The organism is Lutimaribacter degradans (assembly GCF_023703375.1).
Lineage (GTDB): Bacteria > Pseudomonadota > Alphaproteobacteria > Rhodobacterales > Rhodobacteraceae > Lutimaribacter > Lutimaribacter degradans.
The window spans coordinates 1-21,136 of sequence record NZ_JAMQGO010000004.1 but is presented as its reverse complement, the minus strand read 5'-3'; the positions used below and the strand labels follow the sequence as shown (position 1 = coordinate 21,136).

At 62.7% G+C, this 21,136-nt stretch carries 21 protein-coding genes; 12 read left to right on the top strand and 9 right to left on the bottom strand.

All coding sequences use genetic code 11. The features are described 5' to 3' along the window. Positions 1 to 103 precede the first annotated feature (103 nt). Positions 104 to 973: an alpha/beta fold hydrolase gene (locus M8744_RS08035; RefSeq protein WP_251412615.1), complete on the top strand. Its 870-nt coding sequence runs from the start codon at positions 104 to 106 to the stop codon at positions 971 to 973. Positions 974 to 1,006: 33 nt separating this feature from the next. Here M8744_RS08035 and M8744_RS08030 read toward each other — a convergent pair whose 3' ends face one another. Continuing rightward, positions 1,007 to 2,032, bottom strand: coding sequence for a LacI family DNA-binding transcriptional regulator (locus M8744_RS08030; protein ID WP_251412612.1), 1,026 nt, complete (start codon positions 2,030 to 2,032; stop codon positions 1,007 to 1,009). A 177-nt stretch (positions 2,033 to 2,209) separates the two neighbouring features. Here M8744_RS08030 and denD point away from each other — a divergent pair, with 177 nt between their 5' ends. Genes denD through M8744_RS07990 form a run of 8 tightly spaced genes read left to right on the top strand, consistent with a single transcriptional unit; the run spans position 2,210 to position 9,575 of the window. Beyond that, complete coding sequence (gene denD, locus M8744_RS08025) at positions 2,210 to 3,205, top strand: D-erythronate dehydrogenase (protein WP_251412609.1); 996 nt, start codon at positions 2,210 to 2,212, stop codon at positions 3,203 to 3,205. Between the two features lie 19 nt (positions 3,206 to 3,224). Beyond that, positions 3,225 to 4,193 carry a TRAP transporter substrate-binding protein gene (locus M8744_RS08020; RefSeq protein WP_251412589.1) on the top strand — a complete coding sequence of 323 codons (969 nt, stop codon included), beginning with the start codon at positions 3,225 to 3,227 and terminating at the stop codon, positions 4,191 to 4,193. A 59-nt stretch (positions 4,194 to 4,252) separates the two neighbouring features. Then, positions 4,253 to 4,753, top strand: coding sequence for a TRAP transporter small permease (locus M8744_RS08015; protein ID WP_251412586.1), 501 nt, complete (start codon positions 4,253 to 4,255; stop codon positions 4,751 to 4,753). Beyond that, positions 4,750 to 6,033: a TRAP transporter large permease gene (locus tag M8744_RS08010; protein WP_251412583.1), complete on the top strand. Its 1,284-nt coding sequence runs from the start codon at positions 4,750 to 4,752 to the stop codon at positions 6,031 to 6,033. Before M8744_RS08015 ends, M8744_RS08010 begins: the two co-directional genes overlap by 4 nt. Further along, positions 6,033 to 6,923 (top strand): L-threonate dehydrogenase, encoded by an 891-nt coding sequence (gene ltnD / locus M8744_RS08005; RefSeq protein ID WP_251412580.1) that lies wholly within the window; start codon positions 6,033 to 6,035, stop codon positions 6,921 to 6,923. The genes M8744_RS08010 and ltnD overlap by 1 nt, the downstream gene beginning before the upstream one ends. Further along, on the top strand, positions 6,923 to 8,173 hold the full coding sequence (gene otnK, locus M8744_RS08000; protein WP_251412577.1) for a 3-oxo-tetronate kinase: 1,251 nt from the start codon (positions 6,923 to 6,925) through the stop codon (positions 8,171 to 8,173). The genes ltnD and otnK overlap by 1 nt, the downstream gene beginning before the upstream one ends. After that, complete coding sequence (otnC, locus tag M8744_RS07995) at positions 8,170 to 8,817, top strand: 3-oxo-tetronate 4-phosphate decarboxylase (RefSeq protein WP_251412574.1); 648 nt, start codon at positions 8,170 to 8,172, stop codon at positions 8,815 to 8,817. Before otnK ends, otnC begins: the two co-directional genes overlap by 4 nt. After that, positions 8,814 to 9,575, top strand: coding sequence for a hydroxypyruvate isomerase family protein (locus tag M8744_RS07990; RefSeq protein ID WP_251412572.1), 762 nt, complete (start codon positions 8,814 to 8,816; stop codon positions 9,573 to 9,575). Before otnC ends, M8744_RS07990 begins: the two co-directional genes overlap by 4 nt. Before the next feature lie 34 nt (positions 9,576 to 9,609). Here M8744_RS07990 and M8744_RS07985 read toward each other — a convergent pair whose 3' ends face one another. Further along, on the bottom strand, positions 9,610 to 10,344 hold the full coding sequence (locus M8744_RS07985) for a helix-turn-helix transcriptional regulator (protein WP_251412570.1): 735 nt from the start codon (positions 10,342 to 10,344) through the stop codon (positions 9,610 to 9,612). A gap of 53 nt (positions 10,345 to 10,397) precedes the next feature. On the opposite strand from M8744_RS07985, the gene M8744_RS07980 reads away from it, so the two are divergent. Further along, complete coding sequence (locus tag M8744_RS07980) at positions 10,398 to 12,002, top strand: FAD-dependent monooxygenase (RefSeq protein ID WP_251412568.1); 1,605 nt, start codon at positions 10,398 to 10,400, stop codon at positions 12,000 to 12,002. After that, positions 11,999 to 12,202, top strand: coding sequence for a hypothetical protein (locus M8744_RS07975; protein ID WP_251412552.1), 204 nt, complete (start codon positions 11,999 to 12,001; stop codon positions 12,200 to 12,202). Before M8744_RS07980 ends, M8744_RS07975 begins: the two co-directional genes overlap by 4 nt. Before the next feature lie 49 nt (positions 12,203 to 12,251). On the opposite strand, the gene M8744_RS07970 is transcribed toward M8744_RS07975, so the two are convergent. Next, on the bottom strand, positions 12,252 to 13,379 hold the full coding sequence (locus M8744_RS07970) for an acyl-CoA dehydrogenase family protein (protein WP_251412549.1): 1,128 nt from the start codon (positions 13,377 to 13,379) through the stop codon (positions 12,252 to 12,254). A gap of 3 nt (positions 13,380 to 13,382) precedes the next feature. After that, the gene (locus tag M8744_RS07965; RefSeq protein WP_251412531.1) at positions 13,383 to 14,531 is read right to left on the bottom strand and encodes a CaiB/BaiF CoA transferase family protein; all 1,149 of its coding nucleotides are present in this window, start codon (positions 14,529 to 14,531) and stop codon (positions 13,383 to 13,385) included. Between the two features lie 84 nt (positions 14,532 to 14,615). Between M8744_RS07965 and M8744_RS07960 the strand changes: the two genes are divergently transcribed. After that, positions 14,616 to 15,515 carry a LysR family transcriptional regulator gene (locus M8744_RS07960; protein ID WP_251412528.1) on the top strand — a complete coding sequence of 300 codons (900 nt, stop codon included), beginning with the start codon at positions 14,616 to 14,618 and terminating at the stop codon, positions 15,513 to 15,515. 93 nt (positions 15,516 to 15,608) lie between these two features. On the opposite strand, the gene M8744_RS07955 is transcribed toward M8744_RS07960, so the two are convergent. The 5 genes from M8744_RS07955 to M8744_RS17820 all read right to left on the bottom strand — a co-directional run bounded on the left by M8744_RS07955 (position 15,609) and on the right by M8744_RS17820 (position 20,649). Beyond that, positions 15,609 to 16,283, bottom strand: coding sequence for a c-type cytochrome (locus M8744_RS07955; protein ID WP_251412516.1), 675 nt, complete (start codon positions 16,281 to 16,283; stop codon positions 15,609 to 15,611). After that, positions 16,270 to 17,652, bottom strand: coding sequence for a sulfite dehydrogenase (soxC, locus tag M8744_RS07950; protein WP_251412514.1), 1,383 nt, complete (start codon positions 17,650 to 17,652; stop codon positions 16,270 to 16,272). The genes M8744_RS07955 and soxC overlap by 14 nt, the downstream gene beginning before the upstream one ends. Positions 17,653 to 18,253: 601 nt before the next feature. Then, positions 18,254 to 18,658, bottom strand: coding sequence for a hypothetical protein (locus M8744_RS07945; protein WP_251412505.1), 405 nt, complete (start codon positions 18,656 to 18,658; stop codon positions 18,254 to 18,256). Between the two features lie 44 nt (positions 18,659 to 18,702). Next, positions 18,703 to 19,152, bottom strand: coding sequence for a cupin domain-containing protein (locus M8744_RS07940; RefSeq protein WP_251412503.1), 450 nt, complete (start codon positions 19,150 to 19,152; stop codon positions 18,703 to 18,705). A gap of 210 nt (positions 19,153 to 19,362) precedes the next feature. Continuing rightward, positions 19,363 to 20,649 (bottom strand): helix-turn-helix transcriptional regulator, encoded by a 1,287-nt coding sequence (locus M8744_RS17820; RefSeq protein ID WP_251412500.1) that lies wholly within the window; start codon positions 20,647 to 20,649, stop codon positions 19,363 to 19,365. Between the last annotated feature and the right edge of the window lie 487 nt (positions 20,650 to 21,136).

Genomic DNA, 21,136 nt, shown 5'->3' with positions numbered 1-21,136 from the left:
CGGGCGGGGCATTTCAATCGGGTGGGCAGCAAATGCCCCAACGTCACGGGGCTTGTGCCGGCATGGCGGTGGCGGCAGGCTGGCATTGAAAAGGGGGGCGCATATGCACATCACCGCGAATGACATCACGCTGGAGGTGGAAGAGCACGGGCCGCGAAACGGTGTGCCGCTGGTCTTGATCCGCGGGCTTGGCAGCCAGTTGATCCATTGGCCCGATGCCTTGTTGCAGGGGTTTGCCAAGCGCGGGTTTCGCGTGGTGGTGTTCGACAACCGCGACGTTGGGCTTTCCGCGCGCTGCCCGGCGCCGGGTGTGGACGGGCAGGCCGATACGATCCTGGCCACGCTGGCTCGGGGCGAGGTGCCGCAAGCCGCCTATGGCCTTGATGACATGGCCCACGACGTGGTGGGCTTGATGGATGCGCTGGAAATTGGCCGGGCGCATGTTCTTGGCATCTCGATGGGCGGTGGCATCGCGCAAGTGCTGGCGATGGATCACGCCGAGCGACTACAGAGCGCCTCCATCGTCATGACGCGCGCGGCCTTCACGGGGCAGGGCGGTATCGACCAGTTGCTGAGCCGCGATCAGGACAGGGCGGGCTACATCGAGACCGCCCTGGCGGGCGATCACGCGTGGGGCAGCCCCGGCTTTCCCGCGTCCGACAGTTATTTTCGCGAACTCGCGGGCCGTGCCTATGACAGGGGCGCGGATGCGGCGGGGGTGAACCGGCAATTGCTGGCGATCCTGTCATCGCCCGATCGGCGCGAAGACCTGCGCGCGGTCGATCTGCCCTGCCACGTGATCCACGGTGCCGACGACGCGCTGATCCCGCCCGAGGCGGGGACGGAAATCGCGGCTCTCATCCCCGGGGCCGAGCTGGAGATCATCCCCGGCATGGGCCACATCATAACGCCCGCGCTGGCACCCCTGTTGGTCGGAAAAGTGACAGATTTCATCGAAAGGCGAGGTAGATAGAGCCACGCTTTCAACGGCTGGGCATGGCCCGGATCAGGCTGTTGCGCCCGGAACCAGCCGGAAATCTATGCGCCTGACGCTTTGCGGAGCAAGCCCCCGGAGCTTTTGCACGATACTGTCTGCGGCGGCAAAGCCGATTTCCTCGCGGTTCGAGGCGATGGTGGTCAACGGTGTCGGCAGGGCTTGCCCGATGCTGAGCCCGTTGAAACCGGCCAGCGCCAGATCATCGGGATTGGCGATACCGGCGCCCTGGCAATGGAACACCGCGCCCACCGCCATGTCATCGTTTGAAAAGAACACGGCTTCGGGGCGCTCGGAGGCATCGCGCAACAACGCCTCAATCCCCTGTTTTCCCAGCAGAACGGATGACGGACCTTGCATTATCCGTGTCTCTGAAAGCGCGACACCAATTTCCGCCAGCCCCTCGCGAAAACCGTCAAGCCGGGCCAACGCGCGGAAATCGGTCGATATGTCATGGCCGAGATAAGCGAATTTGCGATACCCGCGCCCGACCAGGAAATGCGCCATCGCCCGGCCCGCGGTATGGTGTGAAAACCCGACAGCCATGTCCGTGACCGGCCTGTCTATGTCCATCACTTCGACGATGGGCATATCCGCTGCGCCAAGCAGCGACCTCGTGGCCTCTGTCATTTGCGCAGGGGCCAGAACCAGGCCGGCGGGCCGCCACATCAGCAGATCGCGCAGCAGCTGTTCCTCGCGCTTGGGGTCATAATGTGAAATGCCCAGAATGGGGTGGTAGCCGTCATCCTCCAGCCGCGCCTCCAGCCCCTTGAGGACATCGGCGAAAACGATGTTCGACAACGAAGGCAGGATCACGCCAACCTGCCGCGAGGCCCCGCCGGCCAATGTGCCGGCCAGCCTGTTTGGCACGTAATTGAGCGCCCGTGCCGCTTTTTCGACGCGGGCCCGCGTGGCCTTGGCAACGACCGATCCGTTGCGCAGGGCACGGCTCGCGGTAATTTCGCTGACGCCCGCGATCCTGGCAACCTGCGATAGCGTGGGGCGTCGGGCCGGTTTGTCGTTCTCGTGCGAATCCATAGGCAAAATATCGGGCAAAATGATTGCGCTGTCACATCAATCTTGCGCCAGTGCCGCTTTGCGAGACACCGGGTATTGTCCTGTGGATCGGGCAGGCTTGAGCATGCCCCTGGCTGGCGCGATAAAAGTTGACAGCGCTATCACAAATAGTAACCGTTTGCCCGGGGAGGATTCAGCGTGCGCATATTGATCACCGGGGCGGCAGGTTTCCTTGGGCAAATGGCTGTCCGCTGGTTGGCGGACAAGGATGAAATCGTTCTTGACGGCGAAGCGCGCCGGATCGAGGCGATCATCGCGAACGACATTTCGGCCGATGCGCTGGCACAGCTCGAACGCGAGTATCCCCGCGTTCACGCCCTTCAGGGCAGCGTGGACACCCCCGAGGTCATCGCGCGTATCGGCGCCGAGGCGCCGGAGCTCGTCATTCATCTGGCCGCGGTTGTGTCCGGCCTGGCCGAGGAAGATTACGACCTGGGAATGCAGGTGAACCTGCAAGCGACCATCGCGCTGATAAATGCATGCCGGGGTTTCGCGCGCGCCCCTGTCTTTCTTTTCTCGTCCTCGGTTGCCGTGTTTTCTTGCCGCGACAACGACACGATTTCCGAAGACATGCTGCCAGCGCCGCTGTCATCTTACGGCGCGCAGAAACTGATGGGGGAATTGCTGGTTCGCGATGCCAGCCGAAAGGGGTTCATAAAGGGCCGCGCGTTGCGGTTTCCCACGATATCGGTGCGACCAGGCAAGCCGAACCGCGCCGCGTCCAGCTTTGCCAGCGGGATCATTCGTGAGCCCTTGAAGGGGGAAGAGGCCGACCTGGCTGTTGGCCATGATCTGCGGCTGCACCTTGCATCACCTGCCAAGGCGCTTGAATACATGGTTGTGGCCGCGTCGTTGCGGCAAGACGCGTTGGGCACCGACACGACCGTGACGCTGCCGGGTATTTCCGTCACCGTCCACGGCATGCTCGACACGCTCACCGCGCTTGCGGGGGCTGCGTACACGGCGCGCGTCGTCGAACGCCCCGATCCCGCCATTCAAAGGATCGTCACGACATGGCCCGGCCAGATCGTGACACCGCGCGCCCAATCGCTGGGGTTCTCGGCGAATGCCGATTTCGCGGAAATCGTTCAGGAACATATTGACGGTTTCGGAATGGCCGGGCTGACCGGCTGAAAAAAAGAGGAGGAGACTTATGAAACATTTCACAATTGGTGCTGTTGCTGCCCTGGTCATGACCACGGCTGCCCAGGCACAACAAAGCATCGTCGTCGGCCATTCGCTGTCGCCCACATCGCATTACGGCGTCGGCGCGCAGGCGTTCATCGACACGCTGACCGAGCTGTCGGGCGGCGAATTCACCGGCGAACAGGCCCCGGCGGGCCAGCTTGGCGGCGAGCGTGACATGATCGAAGGCTTGCAGATCGGGTCGATGGACGTGGTTATCACCTCGACCGGGCCGCTTGGAAACTTCGTGCCAGAGATCTATGCGCTGGACCTGCCGTTCCTGTTCCGCGACTACGATCATGCGCGCACCGTTCTTGACGGTGAAATCGGCCAGGAGCTGCTGGACAAGATCGGCGAAAACAACCTTGTTGGCCTGGCCTGGTCCGAAAACGGCTTTCGTCACGTGACCAATTCGCAACGCCCGGTGCGCACCCCCGAAGACCTTGAGGGCCTCAAGCTGCGCACGATGGAAAACCAGGTGCACATGGCCGCGTTCGAGGGCATGGGCGCCGCGCCGACGCCGATGGCCTTTCCCGAGCTGTTCACCGCGTTGCAGCAAGGGGTTGTCGACGGGCAGGAAAACCCCGTGACCGTGATCACCTCGGCCAAGTTCTGGGAAGTGCAGGACTACGTGTCGCTTACAGGTCACGTATATTCGCCCGCCGTGGTGTTGGCGTCGCCCATTCTGTTCGACGGCTTGACCGAGGAACAGCAGGGCTGGTTCATGGAGGCGGCCAAGGCATCGGCCGCGGCCACGCGCGCCGAGGTCAACCGCCTGGAAGAAGCCGGTGTGGCGCTGCTGCTTGAAAACGGCATGGAAGTGATCACCGATATCGACAAGGCGCCCTTCGCCGCGCTGGCCGAAGAATCGTCTTACTCGGTTTACACCGATCAGCACGGCGGTGAGATGATCGAGCGGATCAAGGCCGTCGAGTGATCATGGCATGATAACCGGGCCGGCGCATGATCTGTGCCGGCCCTTTTTCCGAGGCCGTCATGAAATATTTTCTCAAGCTCGAAGCCATCACGACAGGCATAGCCTTGCGTGCGGCGATCGTGTTCTTGCTGATCGCCACCTGCCTTGCGCTGTACCAGGTGACAACCCGCTTCGTATTTGGCCAGCCATCGACCTGGTCCGAGGTCATCACGCGCTCGGCCATGATATGGTCGGTTTTCCTGGCGGTGGCCCCGGCCTTTCGCGAAGGCGCGATGATCGCCGTTGAAATCGTTCAGCGAATGTTGCCGCCCCGGCTGGGCTTTGGCCTTTACCTTGTCTCGATGGGCCTGTCGCTGACGTTTTTCGCGATCCTGTTCTGGCAAGGCTGGGCCATGACGGAACGGGTGGTTTCGCAGAAACTGGCCGCGCTCGAGATTTCCATCGCCTGGGTCTATTCGGCGCTGCCGGTAGGTTCCGTATTCATCCTTATTGCCATTCTGGGCTGCATCGTCCGTGCGATTCAGCACGGGGCGATCGTCACGCCGGAGACAGTGGAATGAACACGGCTCTTGCCCTTTCACTTGCGATTTTCTTTCTTGCCGGTGTTCCGATTGCGGTTGCGATCGGGTTGGCATCTGTAATCGGTATCGAGGCCCACGGACGGCTTCCGCTGTTGCTTGTGGCGCAGCGCATGTTCACCGGGATCGACAGTTTCCCGCTCATGGCGATCCCGCTGTTCATCCTGGCCGGTAACCTGATGTCGGCGGGCGGCATCTCGTTTCGGCTTGTCGAACTGGCAAAATCCATTGTCGGCGGCATCCAGGGCGGGCTTGCGGCTTCCTGCGTTCTGACCTGCATGATGTTTGCCTCGGTGTCCGGATCGTCGGTTGCGACGACCTTTGCCATCGGCGCCATCCTGATACCCGCGATGGTGCGGCACGGCTATCCTGCGCCAATGGCCGCTTCGGTTCAGGCCAGTTCGGCCGAGCTGGGCGTGCTTATTCCGCCCTCGATCCCGCTGATCCTGTACGGCGTGTCCACCGATACCTCGATCGGTCAGCTTTTCCTTGCGGGCATTGGCCCCGGTGTTCTGGTGGCGGGCGCGTTGACGGCATTGGTCCTGATCATGTGCCGCATTCGCGGGATCGGCCTGGAAGACGGCAAGGACCGGCAAAAGATCGGAGCCAGCGTGCTGGCCGCGTTGCCGGCATTGATCGTGCCGGTCGTCATACTGGGCGGCATCTATACGGGCGTGTTCACACCGACCGAGGCAAGCGCCGCCGCCGTGGCCGCGGCGCTACTGGTTGGTATGCTGTTCTATCGCGAGCTCAAGTTTTCGGATCTGCCGGAAATTCTGAAGAAGACGGTGCTTGCCACGGCGGCGATCATGCTCATCATTTCGGCGGCGGCGCTGTTCTCGTTCCTGATCACGCGCTCGGGCCTGCCCAACGAGATCGCCGCCTGGTTCAAGGACATGTTCGAAAGCAGGCTTGCCTTTCTGCTGGTCGTCAACCTGATGCTGCTGATCGTCGGCATGTTCATCGAGACATCGGCCGCGATCCTTGTCCTGGCGCCTATCCTGACGCCCATCGCGGTGGCCTATGGTGTTGATCCCGTACATTTCGGCTTGATCATCGTCGTCAACCTGGCGCTTGGGATGATCACGCCGCCGCTTGGCGTCAACCTGTTCGCCGCCTGCGCGGTGGCCAACCTCTCGGTCGAAAAGATCATTCCGCACCTGTTCTGGTTCGTGCTGACCGTGTTCGGGGCGCTGATGGTCATCACCTACGTGCCGGCGATCACGCTGTGGCCGATGCAGACAATCCTGGGGATCAATTGATGTCGGCTGTCGTACATTTTGCCGGGCTGGGCTCGATGGGGCTGGGCATGGCCCAATCGGCTGTCGCCGCGGGCCTGGAGGTTCACGGGTTCGACCCCGATCAGACCCGCGTTGACGCACTGGTGCAGGCCGGGGGTCAAAGGTTGAACAGGGCCGCGCCCAAGGCATCCGTCCTCGTTTGTGTCGTGTTGAATGGTGACCAGATGCAGGCCGCGCTTTTCGGCCCCGATGGCTGGCTGGAGTGTCTCGCGCCGGGCGGTGTCATCCTGGGCTGCGCAACCGTCGCCCCCGAGGTTGCCCGCGATATGGAAGCGCAGGCACAAGACCGTGGTTTCCTGTATCTTGATGCGCCGATTTCCGGTGGTGCGGCCAAGGCGGCGCAAGGGCGCCTGTCGATCATGGCCTCGGGCGGGCCCGAAGCGTTCGACAAGGCGGCCCCGGTATTGGATGCGATTGCCGAAACGGTGCACAGGCTGGGTGATGTGGCCGGGCCAGGGTCGGCCATGAAAGCCGTGAACCAGCTTTTGGCCGGTGTTCACATCGCCGCCATGGGCGAGGCGCTGACATTCGCGGCGTCGCAGAACCTTGACCTGGCGCGTGTGCTTGAGATCATTCGGGTTTCCGCCGGAGCGTCGTGGATGTTTGAAAACCGCGCCCCGCACGTGATCGAGGGCGATTACACCCCGCGCTCGGCCATTGATATCTGGCCCAAGGATCTGGGAATCGTCACGGCGATTGCAGAAGATGCGAACCTTCGACTGCCGTTGACCGAAACCGCGCTGGCCCAATACCGCTCGGCCTCGGCGGCGGGGCTGGGCCGCGAGGATGACGCGGCGATCACCAAGCATATAGCGGGCCGCGCCAATATCAGACTGCCGGGGGAGGGGTGATGCTGCTGGGTTGTATCGGCGACGATTTCACCGGATCGAGCGACCTTGGAAACACCCTTGCCAAGGCAGGCATGCGCACGGTGCAATATGTCGGTACTCCCGACGAACCGGCCCCGGCACAGGTAGAAGCGGGGATAGTGGCGCTCAAATCACGCTCGATCCCGGTGCAGGACGCGATCAGCCAATCCCTGGCGGCGCTGGATTGGTTGCGCGCCCAGGGCTGCCGGCAATTCCTGTTCAAATATTGCTCGACCTTCGATTCAACGCCCGAAGGCAATATCGGCCCCGTCGCCGAAGCCTTGGCTGCGGCGCTTGACGCAAGGCAGGTGATTGTCTGCCCTGCGTTTCCAGCGACCGGGCGGTCGATATACCTGGGCCATCTTTTCGTGTGGGATCGGCTGTTGAACGAGTCCGGCATGCAGCATCATCCGCTTACACCAATGACAGACCCCGACATTCGTCGCTGGCTGTCGCGCCAGGCCAGGGGCAGCATTGGCCATGTCGATGCGGCTGTGGTGCGGCAGGGCGCCGTTGCGATCAGACGGGCATTGGCCGACGAGGATTCGCGGGGCCATCGCCTGATCGTGACCGATGCGATTGTCGATGACGACCTGATGGCGCTGGGGCAGGCGGCGGCCGAGCTTCCCCTGATCACCGGGGGGTCGGGTATCGCGATGGGTCTGCCCGAGAATTTCCGGGCCCGTGGCGAACTGGCAGGTTGCGCGGTGCCTTGGCGGGGCCAGGCCGGGCCCGCCGTCATCCTGTCGGGGTCATGTTCCGCAGCGACGCGCGAACAGGTGGACCGCCATGCAGCACGCCACCCGGCGCGCGCGCTTGACGTGGGCGCGATCATGGCCGGCGATCTGGATGTGGCCGAATACGCCCGTTGGGCGCTGGCGCAAGACGGGATACCGTTGATCTATTCATCCGCCGACCCGGCACAGGTTTCGGCGACGCAAGAGCGCTTTGGCCGGGAACGGACGGCAACGGCGATCGAGGCGTTCTTTTGCGACCTTGCGGGCGCACTTGTGCAGCATGGCTGCACCCGCCTGATCAGTGCGGGCGGCGAAACATCGGGTGCGGTCGTGACGGGCCTGAACCTGGCGCATCTGGAGATCGGCCCCGAAATCGCACCGGGGGTGCCCGTGATGCGGGCAGGGGACAATCTTGTTCTGGCGCTGAAATCGGGCAATTTCGGAGAGGTCGATTTCTTCGCGGCAGCCGCACGTGTGATGGAGCGTTCGTCATGACTGAAACGCACCTGCGCGAGCAGATGTGCCTGTTGGCGAAATCCATGTTCGATCGGGGGCTTACCGGGGGCAGCACCGGCAACATCTCGGCCCGGACAAGCGATGGCGGACTGCTGGTTTCGCCGACCGGGACAAGCTTTGGCCGGCTCGACCCCGCGCGTTTGAGCCGGTTCGACGCGCGCGGCGTTCTGATCGACGGCGACCCGCCAACGAAGGAAATGCCGCTGCACAGCGCGTTCTACGACACGCGCGCGAAAGCGGGTGCCGTCGTGCATCTTCATTCCTGCCATTCGGTGGCACTTTCGATGATGACCGATGTCGATGCCGACAATTTCCTGCCGCCGCTCACACCCTATGCGTTGATGAAACTGGGCAAGGTCAAGCTGCTGCCGTTTTTCCTGCCGGGCGACCCTGCCATGGGCGAGGCCGTGCGCGGCTTGGCGGGCAAGCGTTCTGCGGTAATGCTTGCCAATCACGGTCCGGTGGTTGCCGGAAAGGATATCGAGGCGGCCTGTTTCGCCATCGAAGAACTGGAGGCAACCGCAAGGCTGGCGATGCTGACGCGTGGCCTGTCGCCCCGGCTGCTGTCCGATGCGCAGGTGCGCGACGTGGTGACGAAATTCGACGTGGAATGGGATACATGAGATTTTCCGCCAACCTGGGATTCCTTTGGACTGATCGCGCCTTGCCCGACGCCATCCGGGCCGCGAAGGCCGCGGGCTTTGACGCGGTCGAATGTCATTGGCCGTATGACACGCCCGCCGCGGCCGTGCGTGACGCCTTGCAGGAAACCGGGTTGCCCATGCTGGGCCTGAACACGCGGCGCGGTGATGTTCAGGCGGGCGAAAACGGGCTGTCGGCCCTGCCGGAACACGAATCGCGCGCCCGCAATGCGATAGACGAGGCGATTGCATATGCCATCGAAACGGGCACCGGGGCGGTGCATGTCATGGCCGGAAAGGCCGCCGGCCCTCGCGCCCGCGAAGCGTTTTGCAAGACCCTTGGCTATGCCTGCCGGCAGGCCGGGCCGCATGGCATCACCATCTTGATCGAGCCGCTGAACCACTACGATGCGCCGGGGTATTTTCTTTCGACAACCGATCAGGCCGCCGCCCTGATCCATGAGCTTGGGTTCGAGAACCTGAAGCTGATGTTCGACTGCTACCACGTGCAGATCATGGAAGGCGACGTGACGCGCCGCCTTGCCCGGCTGCTGCCGCTTGTCGGCCACATCCAGGTGGCCTCGGTGCCCGACCGTGGCGCACCTGACCATGGCGAGTTGAATTACCAGTTCGTGTTTCACGAAATCGACAGGCTGGGCTGGGTCAAGCCAGTCGGCGCCGAGTATCGCCCGGCCGAAGGTGAACCCGTCGGCACAGGCTGGTTGCTGCGGCCACGGTGACAGCGCGATCATCGGCGCTTTGCACCCAAGCCGATCACTTGCCACAAACCGCGAACAGCGACCCGCGCGAGGATATGCCAAGTTTTTGGTAGGCGCGGGTTCTGTAGGTGACGACGCTGGAAACCGCCACGCCCAGGTCGGCGGCGATGGCCTCGGCCTTCTTGCCCGAAAGGATACCAAGGCAGACGGCGCGTTCCCGCTCGGATAGCACGGCCAGCGGCGCGGGGTAATTGTGTTCGGGGCGGGCCTCGAAATGCAGCAGCGCCAGCCGCCCCGCGATGGTTTCAAGCGGGCAGGGCGCCGCCGAGCTGGCCGCGCGCGGCCAGTAAAGGTTCACGGCCAGTTTGAGCTTGGCGCCCGTGGCCAGTATCGCCGTCTTTCCCTGAAGCCCCGGTCGGTCATAAAACCGGCTGCGATAAGCCGATGACATGTCGGGCAGGACATCCCCGCTTTCAACACGGCGCAGCGCGCCGGTGGGCAGGGACAGCAGAACCTCGAACAGCGGATCTTGGCGAAACCAGCCCTGAAGGTATTCCGCCCCCAGCCGCGCGCCAAGCGCCTTGGCCCGGAAATTTCGTGACAAAAGGCAGGCGGCCGCGTCGGGTGTATAGCTGAATATCATCACCTGTGCTGCACCCGTTCGCTGGGCAAGCGTGACAAAGGCATCGGCCCAGCCGTCATCACCCAGCCGGGCAAGGCAATCGTCAAGGGCGTGAAGCACGCCGTCACGGGGCGTCGATGCTGTCTTGTCCTCCATATTGTAGGACATAGTGCAAGCGTTGGCTGCGGTATAGACGCGGGAGACCCAAACAGGAGAGACCCATGCGCCCGGCTGGCCGCGACACGCTCGACTCGCTTTATTTCGACTATCCGCATTTCGATGCGCCGAAACGCCCCGCCACCGAGGCGATGAGCCCCGTGGCCATCGTCGGGGCCGGGCCTGTCGGCATGATCGCGGCGCTGACGCTTGCAAAACATGGCGTCTGCTGCGTGTTGCTCGACAACAAGGCGACGTTCAACGACGGCAGTCGGGCGATCTGTGTTTCGCGGTCGAGCTTTCATATCCTCGACAGCCTGGGCGTCGTAAAGCCTTTCTTGGAGAAATCCCTGGGCTGGACAACAGGGCGCAGCTTTTATCGCGGGCAACAGATCCTTGAGTTTGCCATGCCGGACGGCGCGAATGAGAAGTTCAGGCCGATGTATAACCTGCAACAGCAATATATCGAGCAGTTCCTGTGGGACTCCGTGGCGGCCTCGGACCTGATCGAGACGCGCTGGCAGAGCGAGGTTGTCGGCCTGGCCGAGGAGGATGACTTTGTCCGGCTACAGGTCACCGACCCGTCGGGCACATACGATTTGCCCGCCCGGTGGGTGGTCGCGGCAGATGGTGCCCGCAGCGCGATCCGCAGGATATGCGGGTTGCGCCTGAAGGGTGAGAATTACGAAGGCCGCTATGTCATTGCCGATATCCGTATGCGTCACGATTATCCGACGATCCGCCGAGCGCTGTTTGACCCGGCTTCACGGCCGGGCGGCACCGTGCTGATACATCGCCAGCCAGACGATATCTGGCGGATCGACTACCAGCTTGCCGATGACGAAAGCGCCGACGAGGCAACGCGCGAAGAAAATGTCCGCGCAGCCGTCGCGCGCGTATTGCGCGACATTGATCACGATGGCGAATGGGAGCTGGAATGGTGGAGCGTCTATTCCGCCAACACGCTGCTGCTTGACGATTACCGCAAGGGGCGGGTTTTCTTTGCCGGTGACAGCGGTCATATCGTGCCCATCTTCGGTGTCAGGGGGTTGAACAACGGCATTGCCGATGGTCACAACATCGGTTGGAAACTGGCGGCAGTCCTGAACCGAGAGGCCGGGCCAGCCCTGCTGGGCAGCTACACGCCAGAGCGGCGCGGCGCGACGCTGGATGTGTTCGCCAATGCCACCAAGAGCACTCGATTCATGACACCGCCCAGCCATGGCTGGCGCATCATGCGCGATGCCGCGCTGTCACTGGCCTTGACGCGGGAAAGCGCTGGCTGGCTGGCCAACCCACGCCAGATGACCCCCTATACCTATGCCGAAAGCCCGGCGACGGCCCCGGATGATCCGGCCTTTGCAAAGGGGCCGATCGCGGGTGCGATGTTCCAGGATGTCGCGCTGGACGATGGGTTCCTAGGCGATCTCCTGGGCCGCGATTTCACCTTGCTGGTCTTTGGTGATGGCCCCGCGCCCGAGCAGGCGGGGCTGACGGTTACCAGGTTGCCGGCCAAGGGCGCGGTGGCCGAGATTTACGGTGCCGAGGATGGCAGCGCCTATCTTGTCCGCCCGGATCTGCATGTTGCCGCCAGGTGGCGCCGGGCCTCGGAGGACGGGGTGCGGCGGGCGCTCAACGCGGTTCTCGCACGACAGGAGGAGGTTGCATGAGACATGATGAGCTTGAAAAGATTTACGACGCGCTGGCCGAAGCTGTTGATGCCGTGGGACCGGACCAGAGCGAGCTTTACCTGGCAAAGCTGGCGCTGGCCCTGGCCGAACGGCTGGGCGACCTCTCAGACAGCCTGGGCGTGATCGAAGAATGCAAGACCGGCCTGATCGCGCAGGGGCCTGGGCAGGGCGGCGCGTAACCTGTGCAGGCGCGGGCGGCAGGTCGCCGCCCGACCGCACGACATCCTGTCAGGACAGCAGCTCCCTTGCGATGATCGTGCGCTGGATTTCCGAGCTGCCCTCGTAAATGCGGAAAATCCGAAGATCGCGCAAGTGGCGTTCAAGCGGAAAGTCGCGGCAATAGCCGTAGCCTCCGTGGATCTGCAACGCGCGGTCGGCGATGCGCCACGCGGCTTCCGATGCAAACAGCTTGGCATGGGCGCTTTCGCTGGAATACCGTTTGTCCGTGCCCCGCAAGCGTGCGGCGGCGTAGCCCAGGGCTCGGGCGGCGGCAAGGTCATTGGCGCTGTCGGCCAGCATCCATTGCAGGCCCTGGAAATCGGCAATCGGATGGCCGCTGACCCGCCGCTCCTTGGCATAGGCGATGGCGCTGTCGAGCGCGGCGGCTGCAATGCCCGTGGCCTGGGCTGCAACCTCGATCCGGCCGTTGTCGAGCACCTTCATCGCGGTACGAAAGCCGGTGCCCTCGGCACCGATACGGTTCGCTTCGGGTACGTGACAGTCGATCGTCACCCCGAAGACATGACCGCCGCGCAGGCCCATCGTGCGCTCGGCCGGTGATACCGTGATACCGGGCGTCACCGCGGGTTCGACCACGAAGGCCGAAACACCGCGCGCACCGGCGTCGGGATCGGTCTTGGCATAAACCACGATGAAATCTGCGGCCCCGGCATTGGAGATGAAGCATTTGCTGCCGCGCAGGCGATACCCGTCCCCCTCGCGCCGTGCGGTCGTGCGCATGTCGGCCGGGTTCGAGCCGGCCTCGGGTTCGGTCAACGCGAAGGCCCCAAGCGCGCCATTGGCGGCGCGGGGCAGCATACGCGCTTTCAACGCGGCGTCGGCGCCAAGATGCAGGCTGTCGGTTGCAAGGTAATGGGCGGTCAACATCGACGCGGTCGACGCGCAGGCCCCGGCCACAAGTTCGACCGCCTTGTAGAGCATGGGGCCGGAAAGCCCCATCCCGCCATGGGCCTCGGGCAGGTTCAGCCCCAGAAGGCCAAGCTCGGCCAAGGCGGGCAGGTGACAGGTGGCGAAGGTGGCGTTCTCGTCAAGCTCGGCTGCCCGTGGGGCAAGTACCTCGTCGGCAAAACGCGCCACCTGGTCAAGCATCGCTTTCTCGTCGGCGTTCCAATCCATTTCTTATCCCTTCAGTTCGGCGCGGATCTGCGCCCCGTGTTCGTCGAGCGCGGGTGCGGCGCGGCGGCCACCGCGCGGGCTGCCTTCGAAGTGAACGGGCTGCTCGGGCAAGGTAATGATGCCGAGCGCCTGGTGACTGACGGGTGACACCAGTTCCCGGTCGCTGGTCCTGTCCGATGCCCAGGCATCGTGCGCCGTGGCCAGCGGGGCGGCGGGAATACCGGCTTCGGCCAGGGCTGCCGCCGCGCTTTCGGCGGTATGCTGCGCGGCCCAGCTCTCGATCGCCGCGGCCAGGAGCGGCTCGTTCTCGCGCCGGTCGCTGTCGCAGCCAAGGCGTGGGTCAGAGGCCAGTTCAGGCCGGTCGATCGCCGCGCAGAAGCCGGAAAACAGCTTGTCGTTCAAGACGGCCACGGCAAAATGGCCTTTGCCTGCAGCGTAGACCCCGAATGGCGCCGAAAGCGCGTGCTTGTTGCCCGTGCGCACCGGGCTGTCGCCCGCAAGAAGAACGCGTGCCGCCGCTGTGGGCATCATCGACATCAGTGAATCCGCCAGTGATATGTCGACCACCCGCCCGCGGCCCGTCTGGCCCCGCTCGACAAGGGCAGCCAAGATGCCCCAACTTGCGAACAGCCCGCCTGCCACGTCTGCCACCGCTTCGCCAACCATGGTCGGCGCGTCATCGGGGCGGCCAGTCAGATCCATCAGGCCGCTCATGGCTTGCACGATGATGTCATAGGCGGGGCGGGATGCCTCGGGCCCGGTTTGCCCGAAACCGGACACAGAGGCATAGACAAGCCGTGGATTGCGTTCGCACAACGCCCCGGCGCCAAGGCCGAGCCGGTCCATCACGCCGGGGCGGAAGTTCTCGATAACGACATCGGCGCGGTCGGCCAGCGCCTGGGCAACCTCAAGATCGGCGGGGTCTTTCAGGTCCAGCACGATCGACCGCTTGCCGCGATTCACGGTTTGAAACAGCGCGCTTTCCCCCTTTAGAAACGGGCCGACATGGCGGTACTCATCGCCGCCCGGGCTTTCCACCTTGATCACGTCAGCCCCGAGATCTGCCAAAAGCGCCGTGGCGTAGGGCCCGGCAAGTACGCGGGTGAAATCAAGTACCCGCAGCGTTGAAAGGGGTTTTGCGGTGTGGGTCATGGGGCGGCCTTTTTGTAATTTCGCGCCCAGCGTAACGACAGGATCGGAATAGAAAGAAATAATAGTTTGATATAGACTAGATGAATGAATCCTATTCCATTCTCCTTTCGCCAGATTGATTACCTGCTGGCCGTGGCGGAAAGCGGCTCTACGGCGGCGGCGGCCCGGGCGCTCAATGTTTCACAACCGTCGGTGTCCGTGGCGATAACGCAGATCGAGGCGTTTTTCGGCGCGCCGCTGTTTCGGCGTCTGCCGGGGCAGGGGATGCGCCCCACGCCTTTCGGCCGCGATCGGCTGGCAAGTTTGCGGGCGCTGCGCACCGAAGCCGGGCGGGTTTTCGCGGGGGCGGAGGCAGCGGTGCAGGAATTGCGCCTTGGCGTGTATTCGACACTGGGCCCACGCTATGCCCCGATGTTGATGCGGCATTTCGACAAGGCACATCCCGGCGCCAAGGTCGATGTGACCGAGGGCGATATCGCTACGCTGACCCGTTCGGTCCTGGCCGGAACGCTGGATCTTGCCCTTGTCTACGATGTTGGCCTGCCCGTCGGGTTCGAAACCACCCTGCTTGCGGAGGCGCCGCCGCGCGCGGTGCTGCCACCGGGTCACCGGCTGGCAGGATGTGAAAGGGTCGACCTGCGCGAGCTTGCCCTTGATCCGCTGATCCTGATCGGCCTGCCACATAGCAGGGGTTATTTCCTGTCGCTGTTTCAGATGGCCGGGGTGGTTCCGGAAATCGCGTATGAAACGGGCTCGATCGAGATGCTGCGCGCGCTCGTCGCCAATGGGCACGGCGTCGGCCTGCTGGCGACCGAACTGCCCTATGACCGGGCCTATGATGGCCGCACGGTCATTTCGCGCCCGGTGGCGGGCAACATGCCGTCAAGCCGGGTCGTGCTGATCCGTGACGCGAAATTTGCGCCGACCGAGGCAATGGCCACGTTCGAAGCGCTGGCACGCAAGACGATAGCCGACGGAGCATAGGCCCTGAAGGTATAGCTATGGCCGATACGTGCGGACGGAAAGGGGCGCAAAGGGCGGTGCGGGTTGCACCGGCCTTTTGCGCCGCTGTTATTCCTATTTTTCGGGGCTGCCATCACGCGGATCAGGCACAAACCCGTCTGCGTTCGGCATTTCGACCTCGGTCATGCTTTGCTTGTCGAGTGTCGTATCGGGATTGTCCGATGTTATTCCGGCACGTCCCAGGATATATGCACTGATTGCGTATACCTGATCGTTTGACAATGACCCGGGCGCCTGCATTGGCATCGCGCGGTGAACATAGTCAAAAAGCGTCGAGGCGTAGGGCCAGTAGCTTTCCACCGTTTTTACCGGCGCATCGCTGGCAAGCGATCCACGCCCACCGATCAACCGCGGCGCGCCAAGATCTGCGACACCTTCCAGGTTTTCGCCATGACAAGAAGAACATTCCTGAAGATACAGCTCTTCACCCTCGGCATAGGTTCCACTGCCTTCCGGATATCCTCGGCCATCTGGCATGACATCGATGTCGATTGCCGCGATCTGTTCTTCTGTGGCAGGACGGCCTATTCCAAACCTTAGATTTTCCGGCGCAAGGTCGGAAATATCTTCGGCGCTTGAGGTGGGAACCGGCTGGGGGGCCCGCTCGCCGGTTGCTTCGAGCGTTTCTGGCAGCGCGGCCACCGTGCGCTTTGCCGTGTCGCTTTGTGCCAATGCGACCGAGGCGGTGGCGATGAACACAGGCACGAGTATGAATTTACGCGTGGACATTGGTGACCTCCCCGTTGGCGGCAATATGCCAGCTCTGGATTGCGTTCAGATGGTAAACCGACTTCGTGCCACGCACCTCTACCAGTTCCTGAAGCGTTGGCTGGATCGAGCCGGTATCGTCGACAGCGCGGCTTTGCAGAACGGCCTCTTCGCCCGTCCATGTCCAGGGTAGCCTGAATCGCGTGTGGCATTTGGGCAAAACCGGCCCTTCAAGCTGTGCCTCTTGCCATGTCTGCCCGCCATCGGCGGACACTTCGACGCGCGTGATGGCGCCGCGCCCCGACCACGCAAGGCCGGTAATTTCGTAAAAGCCCGCACGGGGCAGCTTCATCGCCCCCGAGGGGAAAGTGATGACCGACTTGGTATCCATCTCCATGCTGAACTGGCGCGCCGTGCCATCGGGCATCAGGTCGGTATACTTGGATGTTTCTTCTCGCGTCATGAAGGGCTTGTCGCTGACTTCAAGCCGGCGCAGCCACTTGATGTGCGTGTTGCCCTCGTAACCCGGCAGCAGGAGACGAAGCGGGTATCCCTGTTCGGGGCGCAATGCCTCGCCGTTCTGGGCATAGGCAAGAATCGCGTCATCCATGGCCTTGTCGATGGGCACCGAGCGCGTCATCACGGCCGCGTCCGCGCCTTCGGCAAGTATCCAGGCGGCGCTGTCTTGGATGCCGGCCATTTCAAGCACCGTCGACAGGCGCACGCCCGTCCACTCCGAGGTGGATGTCAGGCCATGCGTGCCTTGAACCGTCTTCAGCGTTGGTTCGACCCATTCGGTCAGACCGTTGCCCGAACATTCGATGAAGTGAAGTCGGCTGACCGCGGGCAAGCGTTTGAGATCGTCCATCGTGAACCGCATGGGCTGATCGACCATGCCATGCAGGACAAGCGTGTGCGTTTCCGGGTCGATCGCCGGAATGCCGCCGTGATGGCGCTCGAAATGCAGCCCTGACGGGGTGATGACCCCGTGACCGGACGCCAAGGGTGTCATGGACCAGCTCGAATCCAGGCTCGCGGTTGGATAACGCCAGCGCACCTCGTTCTCGAACTGCGAACGCGACCCATAGCCGCCGTCGTCAAGAATGATCCGCCCCTGTTCCTTCGTGGGATCGGGTTGCACGTAATATTCTTGCGCGCCGGGAGGAGCCTCGGCTGCCGCACGTCCGCCCGCAAGCGCGGCCCCGCCCATGGCAAGACCACCTGCCAACAGGCCGCGCCGGGACAGGCCGTTGAACATGCCCTCTTTGCAATCGCAATCCTCCTCGGTTTCACCCGCGAGGATGCGGCTTTCAAGCTCGACCAGGCTTTCAGCCATCTTGCGCTCGACCGGCCCATACCTGGAAGCCGGGAAACGTTCATTGTGTGACATGTCATCCCTCCCTTAAAAATAAGGCGTTCGCCGAAGATCAAATTCTTCGACGCATCGACAGTGTCCCACAAAGCCGAAATAAGTAAACGAACCATCCGGGCCTGTAACATCTTGCGGTGGTTGCGCATCCTGAAGACGAGGAAGTCAGCCGAAAGCCGAGAAAGGCGAATTTCGCTCTGTCAGAAACGGGGCGTTTCCGGGTTGTGAGGCGGCGATTTCCTCCCGGCGGGCACGTTTGGCCCGGGCACTTGCAAGGCTGCGGCAGCCGCGACCAGATGCCGCAGAACCCCGCAGGCCAAGGCGTTGAGCAGGAATGGCACGGGCGGTCCAACCAGTCGTCGTTCCGTGTTGGCAATCCCCCCGTGCCGTGTCTTCGACGCGGAGGACCGGCTCCGTTTTTCGGTAGTATGAGACCGATCCCGCTTAGGGCCCACGGGCGGAAAAAGCCGGTTCCCATGCGCCGATGCTGTCCGCACGCCTCACCAAAGAGTGACTGAATATGGGGTCTGATACGCCGAAACGTGAAGCTGGTCCGCGTCAGGTTTGATTCGAATGGTCGAGACATGGCCAAAGCCCGCGCGGCGCGCGGGCCACGCGCGGCTCAACCTGGTGCGGGGTTTGCGGTTCTTGTCGCCGGACGCTTGCCAAGGAAAACCACGACGGCGAACAACAGGACGCCCGCAAAGACGACAAGCGATGAAATCGCGACCAACGGCTCAAGCGCAGGATCGCCCCTGAGCATGAAATAGAGCGAGGGCATCATGACCGCGACACCTGTCGTATAGACACCGTACTGGATGCGCGCGAGACGCGACCGGGCTTTTTCAGGTTCGAACGCGTAATAGGTTCCGAACAATGCCATGGTCACCCAGCCGAGAAGGTTTGTATGCGCATGTGCGCCAACCACGTCGTGATTGCCGACAATCGACATGTGAATCCCTGCCGCGATGCCGATGGCAAGAAAGACGATCGCTGTCTTGAAATACAGGTAAGAAAGTGCGGGCATCGGAAATCCTCCCTTTATCGGTTGTGACGGCGAAGTGCCGCGGTTCATTCATCCTCCAGCGGAGGGCCGGTGAATTCGAGCGCGTGACGGCGGGCGGTTTCGACGACCCGCTCCATGTCTTGCGGTATCGTCAGTTTTCGTCGGCCCATGTCTTCGAAGAAGGCATCGAGCCCGCCCGGTGTTACCGTGACCAGGTGGCGCGACCAGTCGCTGCCGCTGACGCGAAAGGTGTGTTCACAGCCCTTCGGAATGAAAGCCGACTCGCCTGGGCCGCGCGTGAAGCGCGTGCCCTCGAACCAGAACTCGATCTTGCCGGTGAGAATGACAAAGATCTCATCCTGTTTGTGGTGGATGTGGCGTGGCGGCCCGCCTCCCGGCGGGGAGATGCTGTCGATGATGGCAATCGACCCTTCGGTGTCGTCGCTTGAAAGGATGGTCTTGTACCAGGACCCGATCCATTCGAACGCACCGTTTCCCAACACTCTATGCGGCATCAACCTTTCCCTCGCTTCGCCGGCTGTCCGGCCATTCAAGCCAGATCATGCGTATAAGTCTTGGGGAATGCGGTTGGCGAAAAAGCCGGGTTTCGGGGGCGACAGGCGCCCGCATCGCTTTGTTCTATCAGCGCCAGAAGCCAGGCAAGCCACGCAAGGCGCTGCGAGACCGCAAGTGACGGGACGCGCGGGAATGGCGGGTTCGCGGCGTTACTCAGGCTTTGTACGCCTATTGCGCATCTCGGTCGGCGTCATCTTGAAACGGCGGCGAAACGTATGGTGAAACCACGAAATATCCCCGAACCCACAATCGAAGGCGATGCTGGCGACGTTGATATTTGCAAGCCCGGCGTCCAACAGCATATCCCTCGCGCGCTCAAGGCGGAGATTCAGAAGGTAGTCGGTAAAATTCGTGTTCTCCGCATAAAACAGGTCTCGCAAGCGGCGAGGGGAAATACCGTGGCGGCTGGCAAGCCACGACAACGAGAGATCGCTATCATCGCAATGGTTCTCGATGTCTTGCGTGACCGCGGCAAAAAGTTCCGCTCTTGTCCGGTTGCGCGGGCGTGAAACTGGCCCTTGATTTTTGTTGTCTTCTTCTGGCGCGGCCTTGGCGCGCAGATCGTGAAACAGCAGAATGGCCGCGGGCCGTCTTCCGGCGACGTCGAGGCTGGTAAGTGTCCATGACCATGGCAGAACCTCGATCGACAAGGCCGGGGCGCCATTCCTGCTTATCCAAGGGATGTGGCGTGGCCCGGGCATGTCCTTGTTATATCCGGCGCAGGCCCTGACCGCGCGCTGCAATGTTTCCTGTGTCGCCAGGTCGTCAAGCGCAAGGCTTTGATTGCAAACGCGAAGGCCCGCGCCCTGGGCAAGAAGCGCGTCGCCTTGTTCATCTGCGAACAATATCCGCGACCACGGATCGACCACGATGATGCCCCGGTGCGAGCGGTCCTTGGGAATGGTGAGCGCAGACCGTTCCAACGCAAGCCGTTGCAGCCGTCCCTGGATTGCCACGGCACGAACAAGGTGGGGCGCGAGAACGGCAAGACGGTCCCGCGACCAATCGTCGAACGCATCCCGCTTGGCCGATGCATGCAACACGCAACTGGCGAAATGATCCTTGCCCAGATCGAGGTTCATCGCCAATCGCTCTGCGCCAAGGCCCGAAGCGGCCCAGAATTCATTGTGAAAGGGGCTTTTGCGAAACACCTCCTGGCCGGTGCTGGCAAGGCTGGTGATCCGGCCGATGGGCGCGGTGCTGGTGGCCGCGATCGTCGGGTCTTCGGCCCACCATTTCTCGATATACGCGGCGATGACCGCAGGATCGGCGCGCGGCGCCAGAACCGAGGACTGCCCGACAGACTGATCCGCGCGCACAAGCGCCGCGCTTTCCGCGCCGCAGAAATCCGCGAGCCTGGACAGCAGGTCGTTCCAGTCTCCCTCGCCGGTTGCGGCAGCGTAGAGTTGGTCCACAACCTTGAGCACGCGTTCCACCGTCCTCCTCCCGGTCCCGATGCCAGATTATTGTAAAGGACGCGGCCGGTATCTTGAAATCAAATTGTGAGGGTGGTCGGGCGCATGAGGCTCAATGCGTTGGGTCCAAACCAAAGTCGCGGTGCCGATGCCACACGCCGGGAGCGTGGCTTGGGGCACATGCAACGGACCGTGATACGGAATGGTGCACCTGTTCATGCTCGTGCACAGGGGAGTCCGACTCCGCTGGAGTGGATTCCCTTGAAAATCAGTAGCTTGGGAAGTTTTTGGCTCCGGCGTAGGGGCCGCTCTTCAAGGCCAAAACCCATTGATTTCAAAGGAACTTTTTGGTGCGTTTTCGGTCGGTACTTGCATGGACTCCACAATGTGCACCGGAGGGTGACGTACTTAGGGTCAGGACCCATTGATTTCTGCGAGGCGGCGTGATTCACGGTTCGAAAAACGAGCGGTGAACATGTCTGATCTCTTCTGGTTGACCGACGCCCAG

Excerpts from the sequence above, each read along its gene's own strand:
- M8744_RS07985 (WP_251412570.1), bottom strand. The coding sequence starts at position 10,344 with ATGTCCTACAATATGGAGGACAAGACAGCATCGACGCCCCGTGACGGC.
- M8744_RS07945 (WP_251412505.1), bottom strand. The coding sequence starts at position 18,658 with ATGCCCGCACTTTCTTACCTGTATTTCAAGACAGCGATCGTCTTTCTT.
- M8744_RS08030 (WP_251412612.1), bottom strand. The coding sequence starts at position 2,032 with ATGGATTCGCACGAGAACGACAAACCGGCCCGACGCCCCACGCTATCG.
- M8744_RS08020 (WP_251412589.1), top strand. The coding sequence starts at position 3,225 with ATGAAACATTTCACAATTGGTGCTGTTGCTGCCCTGGTCATGACCACG.
- M8744_RS08015 (WP_251412586.1), top strand. The coding sequence starts at position 4,253 with ATGAAATATTTTCTCAAGCTCGAAGCCATCACGACAGGCATAGCCTTG.
- M8744_RS07940 (WP_251412503.1), bottom strand. The coding sequence starts at position 19,152 with ATGCCGCATAGAGTGTTGGGAAACGGTGCGTTCGAATGGATCGGGTCC.
- M8744_RS07980 (WP_251412568.1), top strand. The coding sequence starts at position 10,398 with ATGCGCCCGGCTGGCCGCGACACGCTCGACTCGCTTTATTTCGACTAT.
- M8744_RS07990 (WP_251412572.1), top strand. The coding sequence starts at position 8,814 with ATGAGATTTTCCGCCAACCTGGGATTCCTTTGGACTGATCGCGCCTTG.
- ltnD (WP_251412580.1), top strand. The coding sequence starts at position 6,033 with ATGTCGGCTGTCGTACATTTTGCCGGGCTGGGCTCGATGGGGCTGGGC.
- M8744_RS07960 (WP_251412528.1), top strand. The coding sequence starts at position 14,616 with ATGAATCCTATTCCATTCTCCTTTCGCCAGATTGATTACCTGCTGGCC.
- M8744_RS07975 (WP_251412552.1), top strand. The coding sequence starts at position 11,999 with ATGAGACATGATGAGCTTGAAAAGATTTACGACGCGCTGGCCGAAGCT.
- soxC (WP_251412514.1), bottom strand. The coding sequence starts at position 17,652 with ATGTCACACAATGAACGTTTCCCGGCTTCCAGGTATGGGCCGGTCGAG.
- M8744_RS07955 (WP_251412516.1), bottom strand. The coding sequence starts at position 16,283 with ATGTCCACGCGTAAATTCATACTCGTGCCTGTGTTCATCGCCACCGCC.
- otnK (WP_251412577.1), top strand. The coding sequence starts at position 6,923 with ATGCTGCTGGGTTGTATCGGCGACGATTTCACCGGATCGAGCGACCTT.
- M8744_RS08035 (WP_251412615.1), top strand. The coding sequence starts at position 104 with ATGCACATCACCGCGAATGACATCACGCTGGAGGTGGAAGAGCACGGG.
- M8744_RS07965 (WP_251412531.1), bottom strand. The coding sequence starts at position 14,531 with ATGACCCACACCGCAAAACCCCTTTCAACGCTGCGGGTACTTGATTTC.
- M8744_RS07970 (WP_251412549.1), bottom strand. The coding sequence starts at position 13,379 with ATGGATTGGAACGCCGACGAGAAAGCGATGCTTGACCAGGTGGCGCGT.
- M8744_RS08010 (WP_251412583.1), top strand. The coding sequence starts at position 4,750 with ATGAACACGGCTCTTGCCCTTTCACTTGCGATTTTCTTTCTTGCCGGT.
- otnC (WP_251412574.1), top strand. The coding sequence starts at position 8,170 with ATGACTGAAACGCACCTGCGCGAGCAGATGTGCCTGTTGGCGAAATCC.